This is a genomic window from Mesorhizobium sp. B2-4-1 (assembly GCF_006442185.1).
Classification (GTDB): Bacteria; Pseudomonadota; Alphaproteobacteria; order Rhizobiales; family Rhizobiaceae; genus Mesorhizobium.
Genome location: NZ_VFVN01000001.1, coordinates 281,109 through 300,256 on the forward strand (window position 1 = coordinate 281,109; position 19,148 = coordinate 300,256).

The window sequence follows — 19,148 nt, forward strand, 5'->3', positions numbered from 1 at the left end:
GTCCCCTCCTCAGCGTTCGCAGCTGACGGCTGGCGTTCTGAGCGGCAAGGTCATCTTGCAGCAAGGGTAGTAGCCGCCCTTGTCCTTGTCGGACTTCCTGTAGAAGCAGAGCCCGACATCGACCGTGTCGCCCGGATCGTGGCCGGTGATGCCGATCGTGTAGGGCTTGCCCGGCGCATGTGACATGGGCGAGGTCACCCCGACGCCTGGCGTCCTGGATTGGGCTTTGATCGAATCGCCGCCGAAGCCAGCATGGTCATGAAGGTAGAGGTCCGCCTCGAGCCCGCGCGGTGTGCAGAAATACCTGACATCGTCGACATCGAGACAGGAGGGCAGGTTGCCGGGCGGCGGGAAGTCCGGCGGATAGAAGGGTGGCAGATAGCCGCCCGGGATTTCCTCATAATAGCCGGCGCGGCCCTCGCAGGGATGCCAGACGGCGACGTCGCCGACATGGCCTTCCACTTCCGGGTCCTCGAAATAGCCGTCGAAGTCGACGAACCAGGAGCCGAAAGGCGGCACATTGGCCGGCTTGACCAGTTCCCTGGGCGTGATCTGCACTCCGTGCACGGCGAGCGGCCCGCCAGCGGCGAGCCGCTCGGCAAGGGCCGGATTGTCGCGCAATTTGTCGCCGGTGTTGACCAGCGTCTGGGCACAGGCCGACGTGTCGAGATCGCCTTCGGCGTCATAGCCATATTGCAGGTCCAGCCCGCCGGCCGACTGCCTGAAGCCTTGCGGGAAGCCGACGGCATATTCCTGCGGCGCTTTCACCCAGACCGATTCCGTTGCCGGATCGTTCGGGTTTTCTCTGAAGTAGCGGATGACCTCGCCCCTGCCGGAATCGGCGAACTGGCTGTAGTCGTAGCGGTTCTCGACCGGGCCGCGCTGGGCCAGGTACATGAAGCCGCTATCGTCGAAGGCGATGTCGGTGACGGCATAGTTCTTGTCGGCCTTGACCGTCAGCTCCCAACGGGGATCGCCGGCGAAGCGGCCGTCGCGGGCAATGCCCACGGACCAGATCTCGGCCTTCTCGCCGACGGAATAATAGAGCCGGCCGCCATGATAGGCGACTGCCCAGACACGGCGCTCGTCCTGGGTGTAGCCCCAGGTCTCGGGGTCTTCCGTGTCGAAGGCCGCTCCCTGTATGTCCATGATGGCGCCATCGTCGGCGACCGGAGCCAGGCCATGCGCCGGGCGCCCGGCGACGCCATGGTCGAACGTGTCGACCAGCGCGCCATTGGCGTCGATGCGATGGATCAGACCGGTATCGAGGTCGGAGGCGAAGACCTGGTGGTGGATGGGGTCGAAGGTGAGATTTCCGATGCCGGGCCCGCTGTTGGTGTCGATGTCGGCGAATTTGGCGACCTGGCCGGTGATGCCGTCGACCTTCCAGATGGTGCCCGGCCCGCCGCCGTTCTCGGTGCCGAACTGGCCCTCCATGAAGGCAGCGCCTGCCATGCCGCGGCGCTGCCGCTCCGGACGGCCGTCATCGTCGGCGTCAGGCGTGACGATGCGAATGCCGTGCAGCGAGGTGGCGCCGGCATAGAGATTGGGAATGCCTGACGGGACGCCATCACGCATGCCGTCATCATAAGTGAGACCGAACACCTGGCCGATCTGGCCTGATGTCACCTCGAAAGGCGGTGGCGTGTAGACGAGCTGGCCGGAGGCCGGCCTGCCCAGCCTTGAAACGTCGAAAACGCGCAAGGCGGCGCGCGCCGTGTCGATGAAGGTTTCGTCGACCGGATCGACGCCGGGCGGCAGGCCCCCCTTTTCGGAATCTGAAGAGTCGAAATCGGGAATGACCGTGCCCGAAAATCCGGTCACCGCCATCGAGCCGGGATAGATGATCCGGGTTTCCTGCGCCCGCGCGGGGCCGCCAAGCCATGGGTCGGCGGTCAGCGCCAGGACAAGAAATGCGGTGGCGGCCTTCGCCACGCGGCCCAAACGGCAGGCACGAGAGGGCGCGAACCGGCGGTGATCGCGAGACATGGAACTCCCCCCGAAGTCTAAGGGAGAACCAACCGATCCTGCCGCGCAAACCAGCGCAAGGCGCGGCGTTCCAGCACGTTCGTCCCCGATCGAATTGTCTGCTTTCCTCATAATTACGATACGCCTGCTCCTGTGCAGGGTCAACGGAACCAGCGGAAAGCCAAGCGCATCGACCCTGTCGCGAAGACGATGGTCGCGCCGAGCTCCTGTTGGTCGGGGAGGCCATGGCGTCCCTGGGGTGCTGGTCATGGTGGCTCCCTTTCCCGTGGCCGCATCATGCGGCGCCTGAGCGTCAGTCGCACGCGGAGGCGGAAAGGTTCACTGTGGGGCCCGGCTATTCTTCAGACGCCGCGAAGCGGGCGGACGCGATGCCGCGGGCGCAGGCGTGATCGGGCCGTTTCGCCATCCGCTGGCGAGGATGGTGGAAGCCTTGCGCAGAATGCTTGCGCCCGATGCTGCCTGTTCTTATATACGCGCCAAGCCGTCCAGCGCCGCAACAGCGGTTGCCGAACGGGATTTCTTGTGAACAGGGGCTTTCGTCGGAACGCCTTACGGGTCCTGAGAGCCTGCTTAGCGGAGAGACTAGAAAAATGGCAAAAGTAATCGGTATCGATCTCGGCACCACCAACTCCTGCATCGCCATCATGGACGGCAAGGAGCCGAAGGTGATCGAGAATGCGGAAGGCGCGCGCACGACGCCTTCCATCGTCGCCATCTCGGGCGACGGCGAACGTCTCGTCGGCCAGCCGGCCAAGCGCCAGGCGGTCACCAACCCTGAAAACACCATCTTCGCGGTCAAGCGCCTGATCGGCCGCCGCTATGACGATCCGGTGACGGAAAAGGACAAGAAGCTTGTCCCCTACATGATCGTCAAGGGCGACAATGGCGATGCCTGGGTCGAGGCCGGCGGCAAGAAGCAGTCGCCCAGCCAGATCTCGGCCATGATCCTGCAGAAGATGAAGGAAACGGCGGAAGCCTATCTCGGCGAGAAGGTCGAGAAGGCGGTCATCACCGTTCCGGCCTATTTCAACGACGCCCAGCGCCAGGCGACCAAGGATGCTGGCAAGATCGCCGGCCTCGAAGTGCTGCGCATCATCAACGAGCCGACCGCGGCTGCCCTCGCCTACGGCCTCGACAAGAAGGACGGCAAGACCATCGCCGTCTATGACCTTGGCGGCGGCACGTTCGACATTTCGGTGCTCGAGATCGGTGACGGCGTGTTCGAGGTGAAGTCGACCAATGGCGACACCTTCCTCGGCGGCGAGGATTTCGACATGCGCCTCGTCGAGTATCTGGCGGCCGAGTTCAAGAAGGAACAGGGCATCGACCTGAAGAACGACAAGCTTGCCTTGCAGCGCCTCAAGGAGGCTGCCGAGAAGGCCAAGATCGAGCTGTCGTCGACGACGCAGACCGAGATCAACCTGCCGTTCATCACCGCCGACGCCACCGGGCCCAAGCACCTGACGCTGAAGCTGACGCGCGCCAAGTTCGAAAGCCTGGTCGAAGACCTCGTCCAGCGCACCATCGATCCGTGCAAGGCGGCGCTCAAGGATGCCGGCCTGAAGGCGGGCGAGATCGACGAAGTGGTGCTGGTCGGCGGCATGACCCGCATGCCCAAGATCCAGGAAATCGTGAAGCAGTTCTTCGGCAAGGAGCCGCACAAGGGCGTCAACCCCGATGAGGTCGTCGCACTCGGCGCCGCCATCCAGGCCGGCGTGCTGCAGGGCGATGTCAAGGACGTGCTGCTGCTCGACGTGACCCCGCTGTCGCTCGGCATCGAGACGCTGGGTGGCGTGTTCACCCGGCTGATCGAGCGCAACACGACGATCCCGACGAAGAAGAGCCAAGTGTTCTCGACGGCTGAGGATTCGCAGTCGGCCGTGACCATCCGGGTCTTCCAGGGCGAGCGCGAAATGGCCGCCGACAACAAGGCGCTCGGCCAGTTCGACCTGGTCGGCATTCCGCCGGCCCCGCGCGGCGTGCCGCAGATCGAGGTCACCTTCGACATCGACGCCAACGGCATCGTCAACGTTTCGGCCAAGGACAAGGGCACCGGCAAGGAGCACCAAATCCGCATCCAGGCCTCGGGTGGCCTTTCGGACGCCGACATCGAGAAGATGGTGAAGGATGCCGAAGCCAATGCCGACGCCGACAAGAAGCGGCGCGCGCTGGTCGAGGCCCGCAACCAGGCCGAGGCGCTGGTGCATTCCTCGGAGAAGTCGCTGAAGGAATATGGCGACAAGGTCTCGGAAGCCGACCGCACGGCGATATCGGACGCGATCGCGGCGCTGAAGACCGCCACCGAGGGTGACGACGCAGCGGAAATCGAAGCCAAGAGCCAAGCGCTCGCGGAGGCTTCGATGAAGCTCGGCCAGGCCATGTACGAGGCCTCGCAGAAGGAAGCGGCGGAAGCCGATGCCAAGGCGGACGCCGCCAAGGACTCGGATGTGGTCGATGCCGATTTCGAGGAAATCGACGAGGACGACGACAAGAAGAAGTCGGCCTGAACCGGCTGACGGCAAGATAAAGCGGAAAGCCCGGCGCAAAGCCGGGCTTTTTTGCAACCCTGGCAGAAAAAGTGCGGAAAAAATCGTCGAAAAACACGAACAGCTCCGCACCGGCCCTAGCATCCGGGCTGCGCCGATCCTAAATCGTGGCAACGTGCCGGCAAACGACGCAACACTGCATGAAGACGTTGAGCATCCGGACAGCGGGAAAAAATGAAAGCTGATTTCTACGAAACGCTGGGCGTGCACAAGGGTGCCGACGACAAGGAACTGAAGAGCGCTTTCCGCAAGCTCGCCATGCAGTTCCACCCCGACCGCAATCCGGGCGACCATGCCTGCGAGCACAAGTTCAAGGAAATCAACGAAGCCTACGAGACGCTGAAGGATCCGCAGAAGCGCGCGGCCTATGACCGTTTCGGTCACGCGGCCTTCGAGCAGGGCGGCATGAACGGCGGCGCACACGGCTTCGGCGCCGGCGGCTTCGCCGACATTTTCGAGGACATTTTCGGCGACATGATGGGTGGCCGCCAGCGCCGCTCTTCCGGCGGCCGCGAGCGCGGCGCCGACCTGCGCTACAACATGGAAATCTCACTGGAAGAGGCCTTTGCCGGCAAGACCGCGCAGATCCGCGTGCCGGCCTCGATCTCCTGTTCGGAATGTTCGGGAACCGGCGCCAAGCCCGGAACCCAGCCGGTCACGTGCTCGATGTGCAACGGCCACGGCAAGGTGCGCGCCACGCAAGGCTTCTTCTCCATCGAGCGCACCTGCCCGCAATGCCAGGGCCGCGGCCAGACGATCAAGGATCCGTGCCCGAAATGCGCCGGCCAGGGCCGCGTCACCGAGGAGCGGTCGCTGTCGGTCAACATCCCAGCCGGCATCGAGGACGGCACCCGCATCCGGCTTGCCAATGAGGGCGAAGCCGGCTTGCGCGGCGGACCGTCGGGCGACCTCTACATTTTCCTGGCGGTCAAGCCGCACGAATTCTTCCAGCGCGACGGCGCCGACCTCTACTGCAAGGTGCCGATCTCGATGACGACGGCCGCCCTTGGCGGCTCGTTCGAGGTGACGACGCTGGACGGAACGCAGACCAAGGTGAAGGTGCCGGAGGGCACCCAGAACGGCCGCCAGTTCCGCCTCAAGGGCAAGGGCATGCCGGTGCTGCGCCAGCCCAATGTCGGCGACCTCTACATCCAGACGGCGGTCGAGACGCCGCAGAACCTGTCGCGCCGCCAACGCGAGTTGCTGGAGGAGTTCGAACAGCTCTCCTCACAGGACAATTCCCCCCAATCGAGCGGCTTTTTCGCCCGCATGAAGGACTTTTTCGAGTCGTTCGGCGAGCGTTGATCGACGGCCTGTGCGCATATGGCTTGCCTTGCCGATGTCGGCGCTGCCCCTCACCTGCCGGGCGGCCAACACGCGCCGTGAAAACCGCAGTAGGCGCGCATTTTTAGACGCGACGAAAACTATCTTATCCACGACATTGGCATAACCCTGCCTTGCCTTGGGCGGCTTAAGTGTTAAGTAGCTCTCAGGGGAGCGCTGAGGAGAGCTTGCATGACACGTGGTCCGGGACTGCGGAGGGCGCTTGCCGAAAAGTTCGATGACGAGCTGAAGTTCTTCAAGGGCTGGATCGACAAGCCGAAGACGGTCGGCTCGATCGTGCCGACCAGCTCCATCACCGCCCGCAAAATGGCCTCGATCGTCGACCCGAAGTCCGGCCTGCCGGTGCTCGAGGTCGGGCCCGGCACCGGCGTCATCACCCGCGCCATCCTGGCCCAGGGCGTGAAGCCTGAAAACCTCTACGCGGTCGAATATTCCACCGATTTCGTGCGCCATCTGCGCCGGCTCTACCCCGGCGTCAACGTCATTGAGGGCGACGCCTTCAATCTCAACGCCACGCTTGGCGCTAAGAGCGGGATGATGTTCGATTCGGTGGTCTCGGGCGTGCCGCTGCTCAACTTCCCGGTCGCCCAGCGCATCGCCTATATCGAAAGCCTGCTTGACCGCATTCCGGCCGGCCGGCCGATCGTGCAGCTGACCTACGGCCCGATGTCGCCGATCCCGCCCGGCCGCGGCGACTATACGGTCAAGCATTTCGACTTCATCATTCGCAACATCCCGCCGACGCAGCTGTGGATCTACCGGCGCGAGGCGCATTAGGGATTGCGAAGCCGGCCGCGAATGTCTTCGAAAGTCGTCATCCTGCGGCTTGTCCCGAGGATCTGCCGCATAGCGGTATCAGATGCGGTGGGCATTGGGACGAAAATGTCTGACTTGGATGCGTTGGCAGATTCTCGGGGCAAGCCCGCGGATGACGCTTTGCCTGATCTGCATTGATTTGAGCGGGCTCTGGCTGTACCTGTCCGGGAACAAGGTTGGCCAATGGCAGTGATCCCAAAAATCCTCGTCTTTGCCGGCTCGGTCCGGGCCGGGGCCTTCAGTGGCAGGACCGCCGACGTGGCGCAGAAGGAACTTGCGGTGCAAGGCGCCGAGGTCACTCGCATCTCGCTTGGCGACTATCCCTTGCCGATCATGGATGAGGATCTGGAGAAGGAAAAAGGCGTCCCCGAAAACGCCCTGAAACTTGCCCGGATGATCATTGCCCATGACGGGCTGCTGATCGCCACGCCCGAATATAACGGCTCCATTCCGCCGCTGCTCAAGAACACGATCGACTGGGTGAGCCGGGTGCGCAAGGATGGCGGCCGTGCGGTGAGGCCGTTTGCCGGCAAGGTCGCCGGCCTCAGTTCGTCTTCCAGCGGACACTTCGCCGGGATACGCTGCATCAACCATCTGCGCGCCGTGCTGGTGCGTTGCCAGATGGAGGTGGTGACGCCGGAATGCTCGGTGCCGGAAGGCGGCAACGCCTTCGACGAGGACGGGCGTTTCAAGGACGAACGACTGCACCGAACCATGGAGCACCTATGCCGCACGCTGATCGAAACCTCGCGCATGCTGTCGACCCGGGTCGAGCCGTGATCGCCAACGCCATGCAGACCGACACAATGCGCGAAAGGCTGATCGTCGGCCTCGACGTGCCGAGCTTGAAAGAGGCCGAGAAGGCGGTACGCGAACTCGATGGCGTCGTCTCCTTCTACAAGATCGGCTATCAGCTCGCCTTCGCCGGCGGGCTCGATTTCGCCAGGGAGCTCGCCAGCGCGGGCAAGAAGATCTTTCTCGACATGAAGCTGCTCGACATCGACAACACTGTGGCCAAGGGGGTCGAGAACATCGTCAAGATGGGCATGACCATGCTGACGCTGCATGCCTACCCGAAGACCATGCGGGCGGCGGTCGAGGCGGCGAGAGGCAGCGAGCTTTGCCTGCTTGCCGTCACCGTGCTGACCTCGATGGACGAACAGGACGTGATCGACGCGGGCTACGAATACGACCCGCACACGCTGGTGCTGCGGCGCGCGGAACAGGCGCTGCATGCCGGCATGGGCGGCATCGTCTGCTCGGCCGCGGAAACAGAGGCGGTGCGCCGCATCGTCGGGCCCGACATGGCGGTGGTAACGCCAGGCATACGCCCCGCCGGCAGCGACCATGGCGACCAGAAGCGCGTGATGACGCCGGCGGATGCCATCCGCAGCGGCTCCAGCCATCTGGTCGTCGGGCGCCCGATCGTCGCCGCGGCGGACAGACGCGCGGCGGCTGAAGCCATCCTCGACGAAATGCGCTCGGCATAATTTCCAACGAACGGCTTCGGAGAAGAAGGATGCCCAAGGGATACTGGATCGCCCGCGTCGATGTGCGCGACGCGGAAGGCTACAAGGATTATGTCGCCGCCGCCAAGCCGGCCTTCGAGCGCTTCGGCGCGAAATTCCTGGCGCGCGGCGGCGAGCATGAGAAGGCAGAAGGGGCCGGCCGCGCGCGCAACGTCGTCATCGAGTTCGAGACGCTTGCCGCCGCGCATGACTGCTACCATTCACCTGAATACCAGCGCGCCGCCGCCATTCGCCAGAAGGTCGCCGACGGCGAGATCGTGCTGGTCGAGGGCGTCTGAGGCTATCCCGGCCGGCATCAGTGCCGGCCGCGGCCTTTGCACGAGTCCTGAGGTTCACATCCCGCAGCCTGGCCCAGCAGGCGGCGCCCCGACCGGTTGTCTTTGAGCGACAACCGGCACAGTCGTTCGACAACGGCCACGACATGGCTGACGCATAATCCCTTTAGCAATCGCGTCCGAACAGCCCTTACACGGGGGTAATTTTGATGCCGGCCGATCGCGGGTTGACATGCAGGTATTTACCTGCATATTATGGCTTCACATCAGAGTGAACCCGATGGACGCGGACAAGGTTTTCAAGGCGCTGGGCGACCCGACACGCAGAAGGCTGCTTGATCTTCTGTGCGAGAAGAACGGGCAGACGCTGGGCCAGCTTTGCGAACATCTCGATATGGCCAGGCAATCCGCCACCCAACACATCGACCTGCTGGAGGCGGCCAATCTGGTGAGCACGGTCAAACGCGGCCGCGAGAAGCTGCATTTCATCAATCCCGTGCCGCTGCACGAGGTCTACGAGCGCTGGGTGCGCAAATTCGAACGCCAGCGGCTCAGCCTGCTGCATGACCTGAAACAGGAACTCGAAGGAGAAGACAAATGACCGCAGAGACGACCAGCTTTGTCTACGTGACCTACATCCGCTCGACGCCGCAAAAAGTGTTCGAGGCCATAACCAGGCCCGACATCGCACGGCGTTACTGGGGCCATGAGAACGTCTCGGACTGGAAGGCGGGATCGAAATGGGAACATATCCGCGCCAATGACGAGCGCACCGTCGAACTGGTCGGCAAGGTCGTCGAGATCTCGCCGCCGACCCGTCTCGTGATGACCTGGGCAAACGCTTCGCAGGCCGACGATCCGTCGAAACACAGCCGGGTGACGTTCGCCATCGAGGAATACGACACGATGGTGCGGCTGACCGTCAGCCATGACGAACTCGAAGCCGGCAGCGGCATGGCGAAGGGCGTCAGCCAGGGATGGCCGGCGGTGCTGTCCAGCATGAAATCCTTCCTGGAGACCGGCAGCGGCATCGATATTTTCGCCAAGCCGAAATCGGCCTGACCAGCAAATCCGACTGCGGGAAAACGACAATGACCAAACACTATAGCGGCGGATGCGCATGCGGTGCGATCCGCTATGAAACGAGCAGCGAGCCCATGTTCGAAAACCACTGCCAATGCCACGAATGCCAGAAGCGAAGCGGCACGGGCCACAGCTCCTACCTGACTTTCCCCCGGCGAGCCGATGTGATCATCACGGGCGAAGCGAGCACCTGGCGGGTGGCGGGCGACAGCGGCAACGAGAAGATCCATGCCTTCTGCCCGACCTGTGGAACACCGGTCTACCTGACGCAGGTCGCAATGCCGGAATTAATAGCGGTCCACGCGACCAGCCTTGACGATCCCGGCCAGTTCAATCCGCAGGTGGTCACATATGCCATCCGCGGCCGTGCCTGGGACAGGATAGATCTTTTTTTGCAGACATTCGAGCGAATGCCTTTGGGATAGCGTACGGCAGGCAATCTTGCCGCGCTTTAACGGGTCATCCGGTTCGCGGCGGTTTCGGCCATGGCGTCGGCAAGCCCCAAGCCCCATTGAGACCGGCAATAGGCGCGGAAATCGAAGCAAGGCAGGCCGGGGCAGACCTCGAATTCTATGAGGTGAACGGTATCGTCGGGCTCGATCCGGAGATCGATGGAAAACACGTCGCTCAGGCCGAGCCCGCTCATCAGCCGCTCGGCGATGGCGCGGACTTTTGCATCGGCGACCGGCTGGCTTTCGGCGACCGGAAGCAGCAGCGGCTCGGCGTATTTGCCCGCCGCCTTCGCCGCCTCGCCGGTCTCGCCGTAAAGCGCCAGGCTGTCTTCCATGGTCTGGAAATCGGCGCCGGACTCGACGAAGGCGACGCCGAGCGCTTCGACGCCGGTGTCCGGCCTCAGGCCCAGGAAACTGGCGCGCGCATTGCGGCCGCCGACATAGGGCTGGACGACGGCGTCGTCGCGATAGGCGGCGAAAACACGCCGGCTAAGCTCCAGTGCGTGGCCGAGATCGCCGCAGCGCGAATCCGGCCATATGCCGATCTTGGCGCCGAGCCGGTTCGGCTTGACGAACCAGCCGGCGGCGGAAACCGGCGGCTCGACCAGCCATTGTCCGTTGCGCGCCAGGCCGGCCCGCGGCACAGGCAGGGCGAGCGCGTCGAGCACGGCGCCGGAGCGAAACTTGTCCTGGCAGAGCGCGAACAGCGAATCCTCGGCGCCGATCGTCCTCAGGCCGTTCAACCTGGCAAGCGCGGGCGCCGTGCCGCCCCGGAAATAGGCGATGCCGTCGGTCAGCGTCCAGACCAGCGTGGCCGCCGGATCGGCCTTGGCGAGCATATCGGCGGCATCGTCCAGCTCCACCGCTGCGAAGCCGAGATCGCGCCGTTTGAAGGCAGAAGCGAGCGCGTCGAACTCATACGCGAGATCGGTCGATTGCGCCAGGTAAGAAGCGATTTCGGCGGCACGCTCCGGCGCGTGGCCTTCGGCGAGGAGCCGCTCGAGGCAGGCCTTTTCCGGCTCATGGACGAGGATCAGCCTGGGGCTGGACATGACATGATTCCCAATGGTGCAATTCCACACCATCGCATGGCGAAGACGCCAGGCTTTCGCGAAACCGACGCGGGCCGGACGCCTGCGTGACAGCCGGCCGAATGATCCCGTCAGACGCGGTGCATCGGGGTACCGAGACTCGCGTCAGGCCGAGCCGAAAAGGCCGGCATCACCTGAGGTGCCCTAGGCGATCAGCACGCGGGGCTCGAACCGGCCATTGACCTCGATGTCGAGGAGGAAGGTCATGCCGGCCTGAGGGTCGAGCTGACGCTGCTTGTCGTCCTTGCCGTGCCAGGCCGATGTAACCGCCAGCCGGCTGGCGTTCTTGCCGACAAAGGCCGGGCAGGAAGGCTGCGTCACCGGCATGGCGATCGTGCGCACCAGCTTGCCGTCCGGGGCGTAGCCCTTAACCACCTTGCCGCCCCAGACGGCATTCCACAGGATGCCGTCGCGGTCGAGCACGGAGCCGTCGACGAAGCCCTTGGCCGACCGGTGATCAACGAACACTTTCGGCTCGCCCGCCGGCAGGCCGGTCGCCGGATCGCAAGCGACGCGCATCAACAGGCCGGTCGAGGTGTCGGTGTAATAAGCGAGCGCGCCGTCCGCGGAAAAACAGATCGAGTTCGACACGGTGATGTCGGAGAACAGCTTGCGCAATTCGCCCTTGAAGAACCAGTAGATCGCGCCGGCGCCCTTCTCCTCGCCCTTGCCCATCGTGCCGGTCCAAAGGGCGCCGCAGGGATGGACGCGGGAATCGTTGGAACGGGTGACCGGATTGTCGGCCTCGACAGGTGTGTGCAGCGTCATCCTGCCGGTGGCGACGTCGCGGACAAAAAGCCCGGTTTCGGTGGCGATCAGCTGGCGCTTGTCGTCGATGATGGCGATAGCGCTGGCCATCCGGCCAAGCTCGTGCACCTGGGCCGCGCCGCCGGACAGGCGCTTTTCCAGGAGATGGCCCTTGACTATGTCGAACCAGTAGAGCGTGTCTGTGGCGGGGTCGTAGCTCGGCCCCTCGCCGAGCTGGCAGACATGGTCGGAAAAAACCGAAACGATCGCTTCGCTCATCCTGCGTCTCCGCCGAACACCGCGTCCCAGGCCGTCACCGCCGCCTGGGCCCGCGCGGCCACGTCTTCGACGCTCATGCCCGGCTTGAACAGGCTGGAACCAAGCCCGAAAACCGTGACGCCGGCCGCCTTGTAGCCGGCAAAGTCCTTCTCTGAGACGCCGCCGACCGCGCCGACCAATGTCGAAGCCGGCAGCACCGCGCGGATGGCGGAAATACCGGATGCGCCGAGCACGCTTGCCGGGAAGAATTTCAGCGCCGAGGCGCCGAGCCGGATCGCCAGGAAGGCCTCCGTGGGCGTGAACACGCCGGGCATGGTGACCATGCCGTATTGCATGGCGCGTTCCATCACCTCGGCATCGATATTGGGACTGACCAGCAGCCGGCCGCCGGCTTCGTGCAAGCCATCGACATCGGCCGGCGTCAGCACCGTGCCGGCGCCGACCAGCGCGGCCGGCGGCAGCGCCTTGAGGATGGCGGCGATGGACGCGAACGGATCGGGTGAATTGAGCGGCACCTCGATCGCCTCGATGCCGGCATCGAAGACCGCCTGGCCGATCGCCACCGCCTCGGCAGGCTTGAGGCCGCGCAGGATGGCGACCAGCCCGCGCTTGAGCTTCGGGAACGCAGCGGTCTGGTTCATCAGGCAACTCCGGTTCTGGCGATCATGCCGTTTTCGCGCGCCGCCTCGACCAGGCCGGCACGCACCGCCTCATCCGCGTCGACGGTCCGCACGCCAAGCCCGGCAAGGCCGAGCGCCTGCCGATAAAGCGCCGCAAGCGCGCCGGAGGCAATCAGCACCACCGATGTGGCGCCCGCGGCCTGGCGGCGCCTCGCCGAGGCGATCTCGCCGCCGATCAGCAGGCCCGACAGGCAGGCCGCGGCATCGTCGGCCTTCATGTCCTGGAGCAGACCGGCGGCGCGGATCGAGAACAGTTTTGCGGTGACGTCGCCACCTTCGGTCAACGCCGCACCACACCAGCGGCGGAAGAAAGGGTTCTGCGGGTCGACCGGCTTGGGATGCTCGCCGAGCGAATGGCGCAGGATCGAATGCGCGGCCAGCACCGAGAACAGCTCGCCGGTCGGCCATGTGCCGAAGCCGGCAACGGCGCCGTCCTCAACCAGAACCCATTTCGAATGGGTGCCCGGCATGCAGACGATTTCACGCCCCTTTGCCGGCAAACCGGCGCCGGCAAGCTGTGTCTCCTCGCCGCGCATGACGTCTGGCGCATCGGCCAGCCGTTGGGCAAGGCCGGGCACGATACGAATGTCGCGGCTCTCCCCCGGGATGCGGGCCGCGCCGGCCAGGATGGCGCCGATCGGCGCCGGCACGGTGACATAGGGCGCTTCGAGCCAGCCCTGGCGCGAGCCTGCCATGCCGCAGATGATGACGGGCAGCGTTTCCGGCGCGCCCATGGCGGCGAGATGACCCTCGAGAACCCGGGAAAAGCCCTTCTCGCGCGCGGTGATCAGTCCGTCGTCGCCGCGACGCTCGGCAAGCACCTTGCCGCCGCCGTCGATCAGCCAGGCACGAAGCCGGGTCGTGCCCCAATCGAGCGCCGCGACCGCCGGCACATTGCCGACAAATCGGGGGCCGGCAAACCCGGGGCTCACAGGAAACCTCCGTCGACGATCAGCATTTGCGCGGTCAGCATGCGCGAGGCGTCCGAGGCCAGGAACAGCACGGTGCCGACCAAATCGTCCGGCCGCATGACGTCCTTGATGCACTGCTTGGCGACATGAGAGGCAAGCGCCTGCTCCGTCACCCAGCGTTCCTGCTGCCGTTCCGTGATGACCCAGCCGGGCGCGACGGCGTTGACGCGGATACGGTCGGGCCCGAGCTTGCCGGCCAAACCCTTGGTGAGGCCGAGTATGCCCGCCTTGGCGGCGGTGTAGGCCGGCATGTCGGGGTGGTTGATCAGGTAGGAGGTCGAGGTGAAATTGATGATCGAGCCGCCGCCGGCTCGCTTCATGCCCGGCGCCACCGCCTGCGCGGTGAAGAAATGCGGTCTGAGGTTGATCGCCTGGTTGTTGTCCCAAAACTCCACCGTCACGTCTTCGACGGCGTGGCGTTCGTCCCAGGCGGCATTGTTGACCAGCACGGTGACGTCGCCATGCGCTTCGGCCGCCTTCGCGGCAGACGCCCGGAGCGCTTCGATGTCGCGCAGATCGGACTTGAGGTAGAGCGGCCGGCGGCCGAGCTCTTTCTCGATGCGGTCGGCAAGCGCGGTGCTGGGCTTGTCGGCGATGTCGATGAAGGCGACCTTGGCGCCCTGGCGCATGAAACCCTCGGTCAATGCCGCGCCAATGCCGGAGCCGCCGCCGGTGATCAGCACCGAAGCGCCTTCGAGGTCGGCAAAACGTGCCGATGGCATCATGGTTTTCGTCTCCCGGGTTGACCGGCGCGCATCCTAGCCAGACCGATCCGGCGGGCAAGGGCGAAAAGACGGATTTTGAGGCTTATGTCTGACAAAAAGCCTGGAGACCACGCACAGGCACGGCCGGTCCTCGATCGAGGACCGGTCAATCGCCCGGTCAGATTGCCTTGGCGCGCAAGGCGCCGCGGAAGGAATCGCGGAGATAGCCGAGCGTGGCGTCGGCATCGGCCGGCTTGCCGAACAGATAGCCCTGCCCACCGGCGCAGCCGAACTGGACGAGGCGGTCGGCCTGCGCCTCTTCCTCGATGCCTTCGGCGACGACATCCATGCCGAGCCCTTCGCACATTGCGAGAATGGCGCGGATGATGTGCTCCGACGGGCGGTCATCGAGAATGGAGGAGACGAAGGCGCGGTCGATCTTCAACTTGTCGAAATGGAATTCGCGCAGCCGCCCGAGCGAGGACTGGCCGGTGCCGAAATCGTCGAGCGAGACGCGGATGCCGACGCGGCGCAGGTCCTCGACGATCTGCGCGGCCGAGGCCGGATCGTTCATCAGGCCGGTCTCGGTAATCTCGATCTCCAGCCGGCGCGGATCGAAGCCCGTACGGTCGAGGATCGCCAATATGTGCAGGCCGGTGTTCTGGTCGACGAGCTGCGAGGGCGACAGGTTGAAGGACAGGAACAGGTCCTTCGGCCAACTCCTCGCCGCCTCGGTCGCCTTGCGCAGCACTAGCTGCGACAGCGGGCCGATGATGCCGCGCTCCTCGGCGATCGGAATGAAGACGGTCGGCGGCACCGAGCCGAGATCGCGGTCGGTCCAGCGCGCCAGCGTCTCGAAGCCGATGGTGCGGCGCGTGGTGAGGTCGACGATCGGCTGGAAATGCGGCTCCACCTCGCCGGCCGAGACGGCGCGGCGCAGCGCCTGCTCGATGCGGGTGACGCGCTTGGCCGCCTCTTCCATTTCGCGGGTATAGACGACGACCCGGCCGCGGCCGGATCGCTTGGCATGGTAAAGCGCCGTTTCGGCCTTGTTGATGAGGATCTCGGTGGTCTCGTCGCCGGAATAGAACAGCGAACAGCCGACGGAGGCCGACAGCCTCGCCGTGCGTTCGCCGACATCATACGGGGCCGACAGGATTTCGATCAGCATGCGCGACTTTTCGGCGGCCGCCTCCTCGCTGAACACCAGCGGATAGAGGAAGGCGAATTCGTCGGCGCCGATGCGGCAGACGGTGGAATGGCCGTCCATCGAGGCGCGCAGGCGCATCGCCACCTGGATCAGGATGTCGTCGCCGGCCTTGTGGCCGAACAGATCGTTGATCGGCTTGAATCCATCAAGGTCGAGAATGCCGACGGTGAAGGGCGCGGGATCGTCGGCACGGTCGCTGATCAGGCGATCGACCTTGTCGAAGAAGCGGCGATGGTTGCCAAGCCCGGTCAACGGATCGGTGAATGCCAGATCCGTGCTCTCCCTGTTTGCCTGACCGGTGCCAAACGAAGTTTGCATCGGTGTCCCTGTTTCTCGAAGTCGGAATTTATTTCCGAGACTGGCAGCAAACCCTTTAGGAAACGTATCGGGAAAATCGATTTTTCGCCGCTAGAGCGCGTTGCCCTCCGCAAAGCCGCCCGGGCTCAAGGGCGTCGTCGCTCAACCGGCGGGGCGAACGCGATAGAGCTCCAGCGGCGTGCCCTGGGTCTCCGCCACCGGTTCCAGCCAATCCGGCACGCTGCCATGCATCAGCCCGGCCAGAAAGCCGTCAGGCGCCTTGGTTGCGAGAAGCCTGGTTTCGGGATTGCCGCGGCAGAGCGCGACAATCCCGACGCGATGGTTTGCCACGACGGCTTTCGCGTCAGTGGCCGAGCCCAGCAAGGCATCGAATACGAGCAGGTTTCCGGCGACGTTGCGGTGGTAGGGCCCAGCGAGCGCGCGATGACCGGTAAAGGCCAGGATCGGCGAGCCGAGATTGGAGATGGCCAGCACCGTGGTGTCAGGCATGCGGGCGAGCGCGGCGAACGAGGCCTTGCTGTTGCAAGGTGCATCGATGCCGGCATTGGTGACGGCCGCACCGGTCTGGAAGGCGCTCGATGCCGCCTCGGCAGCGCTGGACCAAACCGCATTGACCGAGATCAGCCAGGCCGCGGCCATACGGAGCACGGAGCCGCCGGACGGGCTGTTTTCGGCGCGCTGCCGCCATTCGGCGATCCAGGCGCAAAGCGGGATCACCGCGAAGGCGATGGAGAAGGTCGAGCCGCGGACCTCCCAGGCACTGACCAGGAAAGCCATCACCAGCAGCGCGCCGACGAGACTGTCCTGCCGCCGCCAGCCGCCCTTGCCGAGGCGCAGCGCCATCAGGACGATCGCCACCAGCGGCGTCGCGAAGCGCGCCACCGCTCTGGCCGGATCGGCCGCGACGAGCTGGAATATCGACTGCGCTTCGTCGATATGACCGAGCCACATCTGCTGGAGGCGCGGGTCGAGGCCGGCATAGGGGGCAGCCAGGCATTGCGGGAACAGAAACATCACGACAAGGATAAGCACGAACGCCAGCAGGCCGAGCGAGACCAGGCGACGGCCGTACGTCGCATTGGCGGCGCCCCATGAGGCGATGACCGCAAGGCCGGCGCCGGCAAGCGCGGCAACCACGAACTGCACGGTCGAGAAGGTGTCGCACTGGGTCTGTCCCCATGCCGACGCCGGTATGGTGGTGATGTAAACAAGGGCCGAGACGGCGGTGACGCCCAAGCCAAAATCCCTGGCGATCAGCCTTTCGCCGCCACCGCTGACGAGGAACAGCAGGGCGACGATGGCGCCCAGGGTTCCAGCATAGGGGGCGCTTTCCATGCCGATCGCCAATGCCAGCGTGGCGCACGCGCCGGCAAACAGGGCGGCGGGCCGGTGGCGAGGTGCTTCGAGCAGCAAAGCCAGGCCGGCCAAGGTCAGCATCAGCTGGACATTGTGGTGATCGAGTGCGCCGGGCGAGAAGATTCCGAGATAATACAAAGCCGCTCCGCCGACCACCGCAGCGGGCAGGACCGCGTGCTCGCCGGCGAAAGCGCGCGCGGCGCGCATGATGGAGAACAGCGCGAGCCAGAATTGCAGGAGAGGCCAAAGCACCTGCACGACCTGCTCGCCCAAAGCGGCACTGCCCGTCAGGGCCGACAGGGCGAGCATGCCAAGCGCCAGCGGGGCGTCGAGCAGCCGCGACCAGTGCATGACGAAGCCACCCTCCAGCCCCATCCTGTACTGGTGCAGGTCGAACCAGCTCTGGCCGGCCAGGAGGTCGCGAACCTCCACCAGTTGCAGCAGGCTGTCATTGTCGCCGGCCGGGTTGGCCAGTTGCGGGAATCCGGCATGGAGATCGAGCGCCAGCAGCAGCAAGGCGGCAAGCAACGCAAACGCGATGTCGGACTTCCAGGTGGAAGCGCCGTTGCTGGCTGTGCTCATCCCCATCGCCCCTGGCAGGAATGCCGGGCCTTTCCGGCCAATCGACACTCGTACGGTCCGGCCTTAAACCTAGCCTTAACGGCTTCAATAAATAGTAAAACCGCCTGAACGCGCCTGACTTTCGGCGCGAACCGCGTGTGGCGGCGAGGCACCCGGAGAGGAAAATGCCGCAAGAGCTTCGCTACGAACCCACCATTGCCGTGCTCCTGCCTTGCTACAATGAGGAATTGACGATCGCCGAGGTGGTGCGGCGCTTCCGCGAGACGCTGCCTTTGGCAACGGTCTATGTTTACGACAACAATTCGCGCGACCTGACCGCGCTCAGGGCCCGTGCCGCCGGCGCCATCGTGGTGCGCGAACCGCGCCAGGGCAAGGGCAATGTGGTGCGGCGCATGTTCGCCGACATCGACGCCGACATTTACCTGATGGCCGACGGCGACGGCACCTATGCGCCGGAAGACGCGCCACAATTGATCAACACGCTTCTGACCGAGCGCTCCGACATGGTGGTGGGCACCCGCCGCGGCGTCACCAACGATGCCGGCAGGACCGGCCATGCCTTCGGCAACCGCGTCTTCAACAGCCTCTATAAAGGGCTGTTCGGCAGCGATTTCACCGACATCTTCTCGGGCTACCGGGTCTTCACCCGGCGCTTCGTCAAAAGCTTCCCGGCCGTCTCCGGCGGCTTCGAGATCGAGACCGAAATGTCGGTTCATGCTTCGCAGCTCAAATTGCCCGTCAGCGAGATCGCGCTCGATTACGGCAAGCGGCCGGACGGCTCGTCGTCGAAGCTTTCGACCTTTCGCGACGGCGCCAGGATCCTGTGGATGTTCGCCATGCTGATGAAGGAAACGCAACCGCTGCGTTTCTTCGGCGCCTTCGCCCTGGTCTTCCTGGTGTCGAGCCTGTTCCTGATGGCGCCTGTGCTGGTCGAATTCGCCGAGACCGGGCTGGTGCCGCGCATGCCGACATGGGTGCTGTCGGTCGGCCTGCTCTTGCTCTCGATGCTGGCTGGTGTGACTGGGGTGATCCTCGACTCGGTGTCGCGCGGCCGCGCCGAACAGAAGCGCATCTTCTACCTGTCGATGCCTTCGGGCCGCATAGAGCGGCGCGAGCGCGCCAGCGAGCCGACTGCCGCGAAGGCCGGCCCAGGCAAGACGCCTCGCGCCGCATGAA

18 protein-coding genes are annotated in these 19,148 nt (G+C 64.8%); 10 read left to right on the forward strand and 8 right to left on the reverse strand.

The window, feature by feature from the left end:
* Positions 1-9 precede the first annotated feature (9 nt).
* On the reverse strand, positions 10-2,238 hold the full coding sequence (locus FJ949_RS01445) for a hypothetical protein (RefSeq protein WP_140491623.1): 2,229 nt from the start codon (positions 2,236-2,238) through the stop codon (positions 10-12).
* Between the two features lie 341 nt (positions 2,239-2,579).
* On the opposite strand from FJ949_RS01445, the gene dnaK reads away from it, so the two are divergent.
* From dnaK to FJ949_RS01490, 9 genes are all read left to right on the forward strand, one after another.
* Complete coding sequence (gene dnaK / locus FJ949_RS01450) at positions 2,580-4,496, forward strand: molecular chaperone DnaK (RefSeq protein WP_140491625.1); 1,917 nt, start codon at positions 2,580-2,582, stop codon at positions 4,494-4,496.
* Between the two features lie 213 nt (positions 4,497-4,709).
* The gene (dnaJ, locus tag FJ949_RS01455) at positions 4,710-5,840 is read left to right on the forward strand and encodes a molecular chaperone DnaJ (RefSeq protein WP_140491627.1); all 1,131 of its coding nucleotides are present in this window, start codon (positions 4,710-4,712) and stop codon (positions 5,838-5,840) included.
* Between the two features lie 210 nt (positions 5,841-6,050).
* Positions 6,051-6,656 carry a phospholipid N-methyltransferase PmtA gene (gene pmtA / locus FJ949_RS01460; protein ID WP_140491629.1) on the forward strand — a complete coding sequence of 202 codons (606 nt, stop codon included), beginning with the start codon at positions 6,051-6,053 and terminating at the stop codon, positions 6,654-6,656.
* A 222-nt stretch (positions 6,657-6,878) separates the two neighbouring features.
* Positions 6,879-7,475 carry an NADPH-dependent FMN reductase gene (locus FJ949_RS01465; protein WP_140491631.1) on the forward strand — a complete coding sequence of 199 codons (597 nt, stop codon included), beginning with the start codon at positions 6,879-6,881 and terminating at the stop codon, positions 7,473-7,475.
* Entirely contained in the window at positions 7,472-8,185 is a 714-nt protein-coding gene (pyrF, locus tag FJ949_RS01470) for an orotidine-5'-phosphate decarboxylase (RefSeq protein ID WP_181165186.1), read from the forward strand. Before FJ949_RS01465 ends, pyrF begins: the two co-directional genes overlap by 4 nt.
* A 29-nt stretch (positions 8,186-8,214) precedes the next feature.
* Positions 8,215-8,502: a DUF1330 domain-containing protein gene (locus FJ949_RS01475; protein WP_140491638.1), complete on the forward strand. Its 288-nt coding sequence runs from the start codon at positions 8,215-8,217 to the stop codon at positions 8,500-8,502.
* Positions 8,503-8,779: 277 nt separating this feature from the next.
* On the forward strand, positions 8,780-9,100 hold the full coding sequence (locus tag FJ949_RS01480) for a helix-turn-helix domain-containing protein (RefSeq protein ID WP_140491640.1): 321 nt from the start codon (positions 8,780-8,782) through the stop codon (positions 9,098-9,100).
* Positions 9,097-9,561: an SRPBCC family protein gene (locus tag FJ949_RS01485; RefSeq protein ID WP_140491642.1), complete on the forward strand. Its 465-nt coding sequence runs from the start codon at positions 9,097-9,099 to the stop codon at positions 9,559-9,561. The genes FJ949_RS01480 and FJ949_RS01485 overlap by 4 nt, the downstream gene beginning before the upstream one ends.
* A 29-nt stretch (positions 9,562-9,590) precedes the next feature.
* Entirely contained in the window at positions 9,591-10,007 is a 417-nt protein-coding gene (locus FJ949_RS01490) for a GFA family protein (protein WP_140491644.1), read from the forward strand.
* A 26-nt stretch (positions 10,008-10,033) separates the two neighbouring features.
* Here FJ949_RS01490 and FJ949_RS01495 read toward each other — a convergent pair whose 3' ends face one another.
* The 7 genes from FJ949_RS01495 to FJ949_RS01525 all read right to left on the reverse strand — a co-directional run bounded on the left by FJ949_RS01495 (position 10,034) and on the right by FJ949_RS01525 (position 17,972).
* A complete protein-coding gene (locus FJ949_RS01495; RefSeq protein WP_140491646.1) occupies positions 10,034-11,086 on the reverse strand; it encodes a D-alanine:D-lactate ligase-like protein in 1,053 nt (350 codons plus the stop codon).
* Between the two features lie 183 nt (positions 11,087-11,269).
* A complete protein-coding gene (locus FJ949_RS01500) occupies positions 11,270-12,151 on the reverse strand; it encodes an SMP-30/gluconolactonase/LRE family protein (RefSeq protein WP_140491648.1) in 882 nt (293 codons plus the stop codon).
* Positions 12,148-12,792: a 2-dehydro-3-deoxy-6-phosphogalactonate aldolase gene (locus FJ949_RS01505; RefSeq protein WP_140491649.1), complete on the reverse strand. Its 645-nt coding sequence runs from the start codon at positions 12,790-12,792 to the stop codon at positions 12,148-12,150. Before FJ949_RS01505 ends, FJ949_RS01500 begins: the two co-directional genes overlap by 4 nt.
* A complete protein-coding gene (locus tag FJ949_RS01510) occupies positions 12,792-13,763 on the reverse strand; it encodes a 2-dehydro-3-deoxygalactonokinase (RefSeq protein ID WP_140491651.1) in 972 nt (323 codons plus the stop codon). Before FJ949_RS01510 ends, FJ949_RS01505 begins: the two co-directional genes overlap by 1 nt.
* Positions 13,760-14,527: an SDR family oxidoreductase gene (locus FJ949_RS01515; RefSeq protein WP_140491653.1), complete on the reverse strand. Its 768-nt coding sequence runs from the start codon at positions 14,525-14,527 to the stop codon at positions 13,760-13,762. Before FJ949_RS01515 ends, FJ949_RS01510 begins: the two co-directional genes overlap by 4 nt.
* 157 nt (positions 14,528-14,684) lie before the next feature.
* Positions 14,685-16,034 (reverse strand): EAL domain-containing protein, encoded by a 1,350-nt coding sequence (locus tag FJ949_RS01520; RefSeq protein WP_140491655.1) that lies wholly within the window; start codon positions 16,032-16,034, stop codon positions 14,685-14,687.
* A 141-nt stretch (positions 16,035-16,175) separates the two neighbouring features.
* Positions 16,176-17,972, reverse strand: coding sequence for a GtrA family protein (locus FJ949_RS01525; RefSeq protein WP_140491657.1), 1,797 nt, complete (start codon positions 17,970-17,972; stop codon positions 16,176-16,178).
* A 164-nt stretch (positions 17,973-18,136) separates the two neighbouring features.
* On the opposite strand from FJ949_RS01525, the gene FJ949_RS01530 reads away from it, so the two are divergent.
* The gene (locus FJ949_RS01530) at positions 18,137-19,147 is read left to right on the forward strand and encodes a glycosyltransferase (RefSeq protein WP_140491659.1); all 1,011 of its coding nucleotides are present in this window, start codon (positions 18,137-18,139) and stop codon (positions 19,145-19,147) included.
* Position 19,148: the final 1 nt, after the last annotated feature.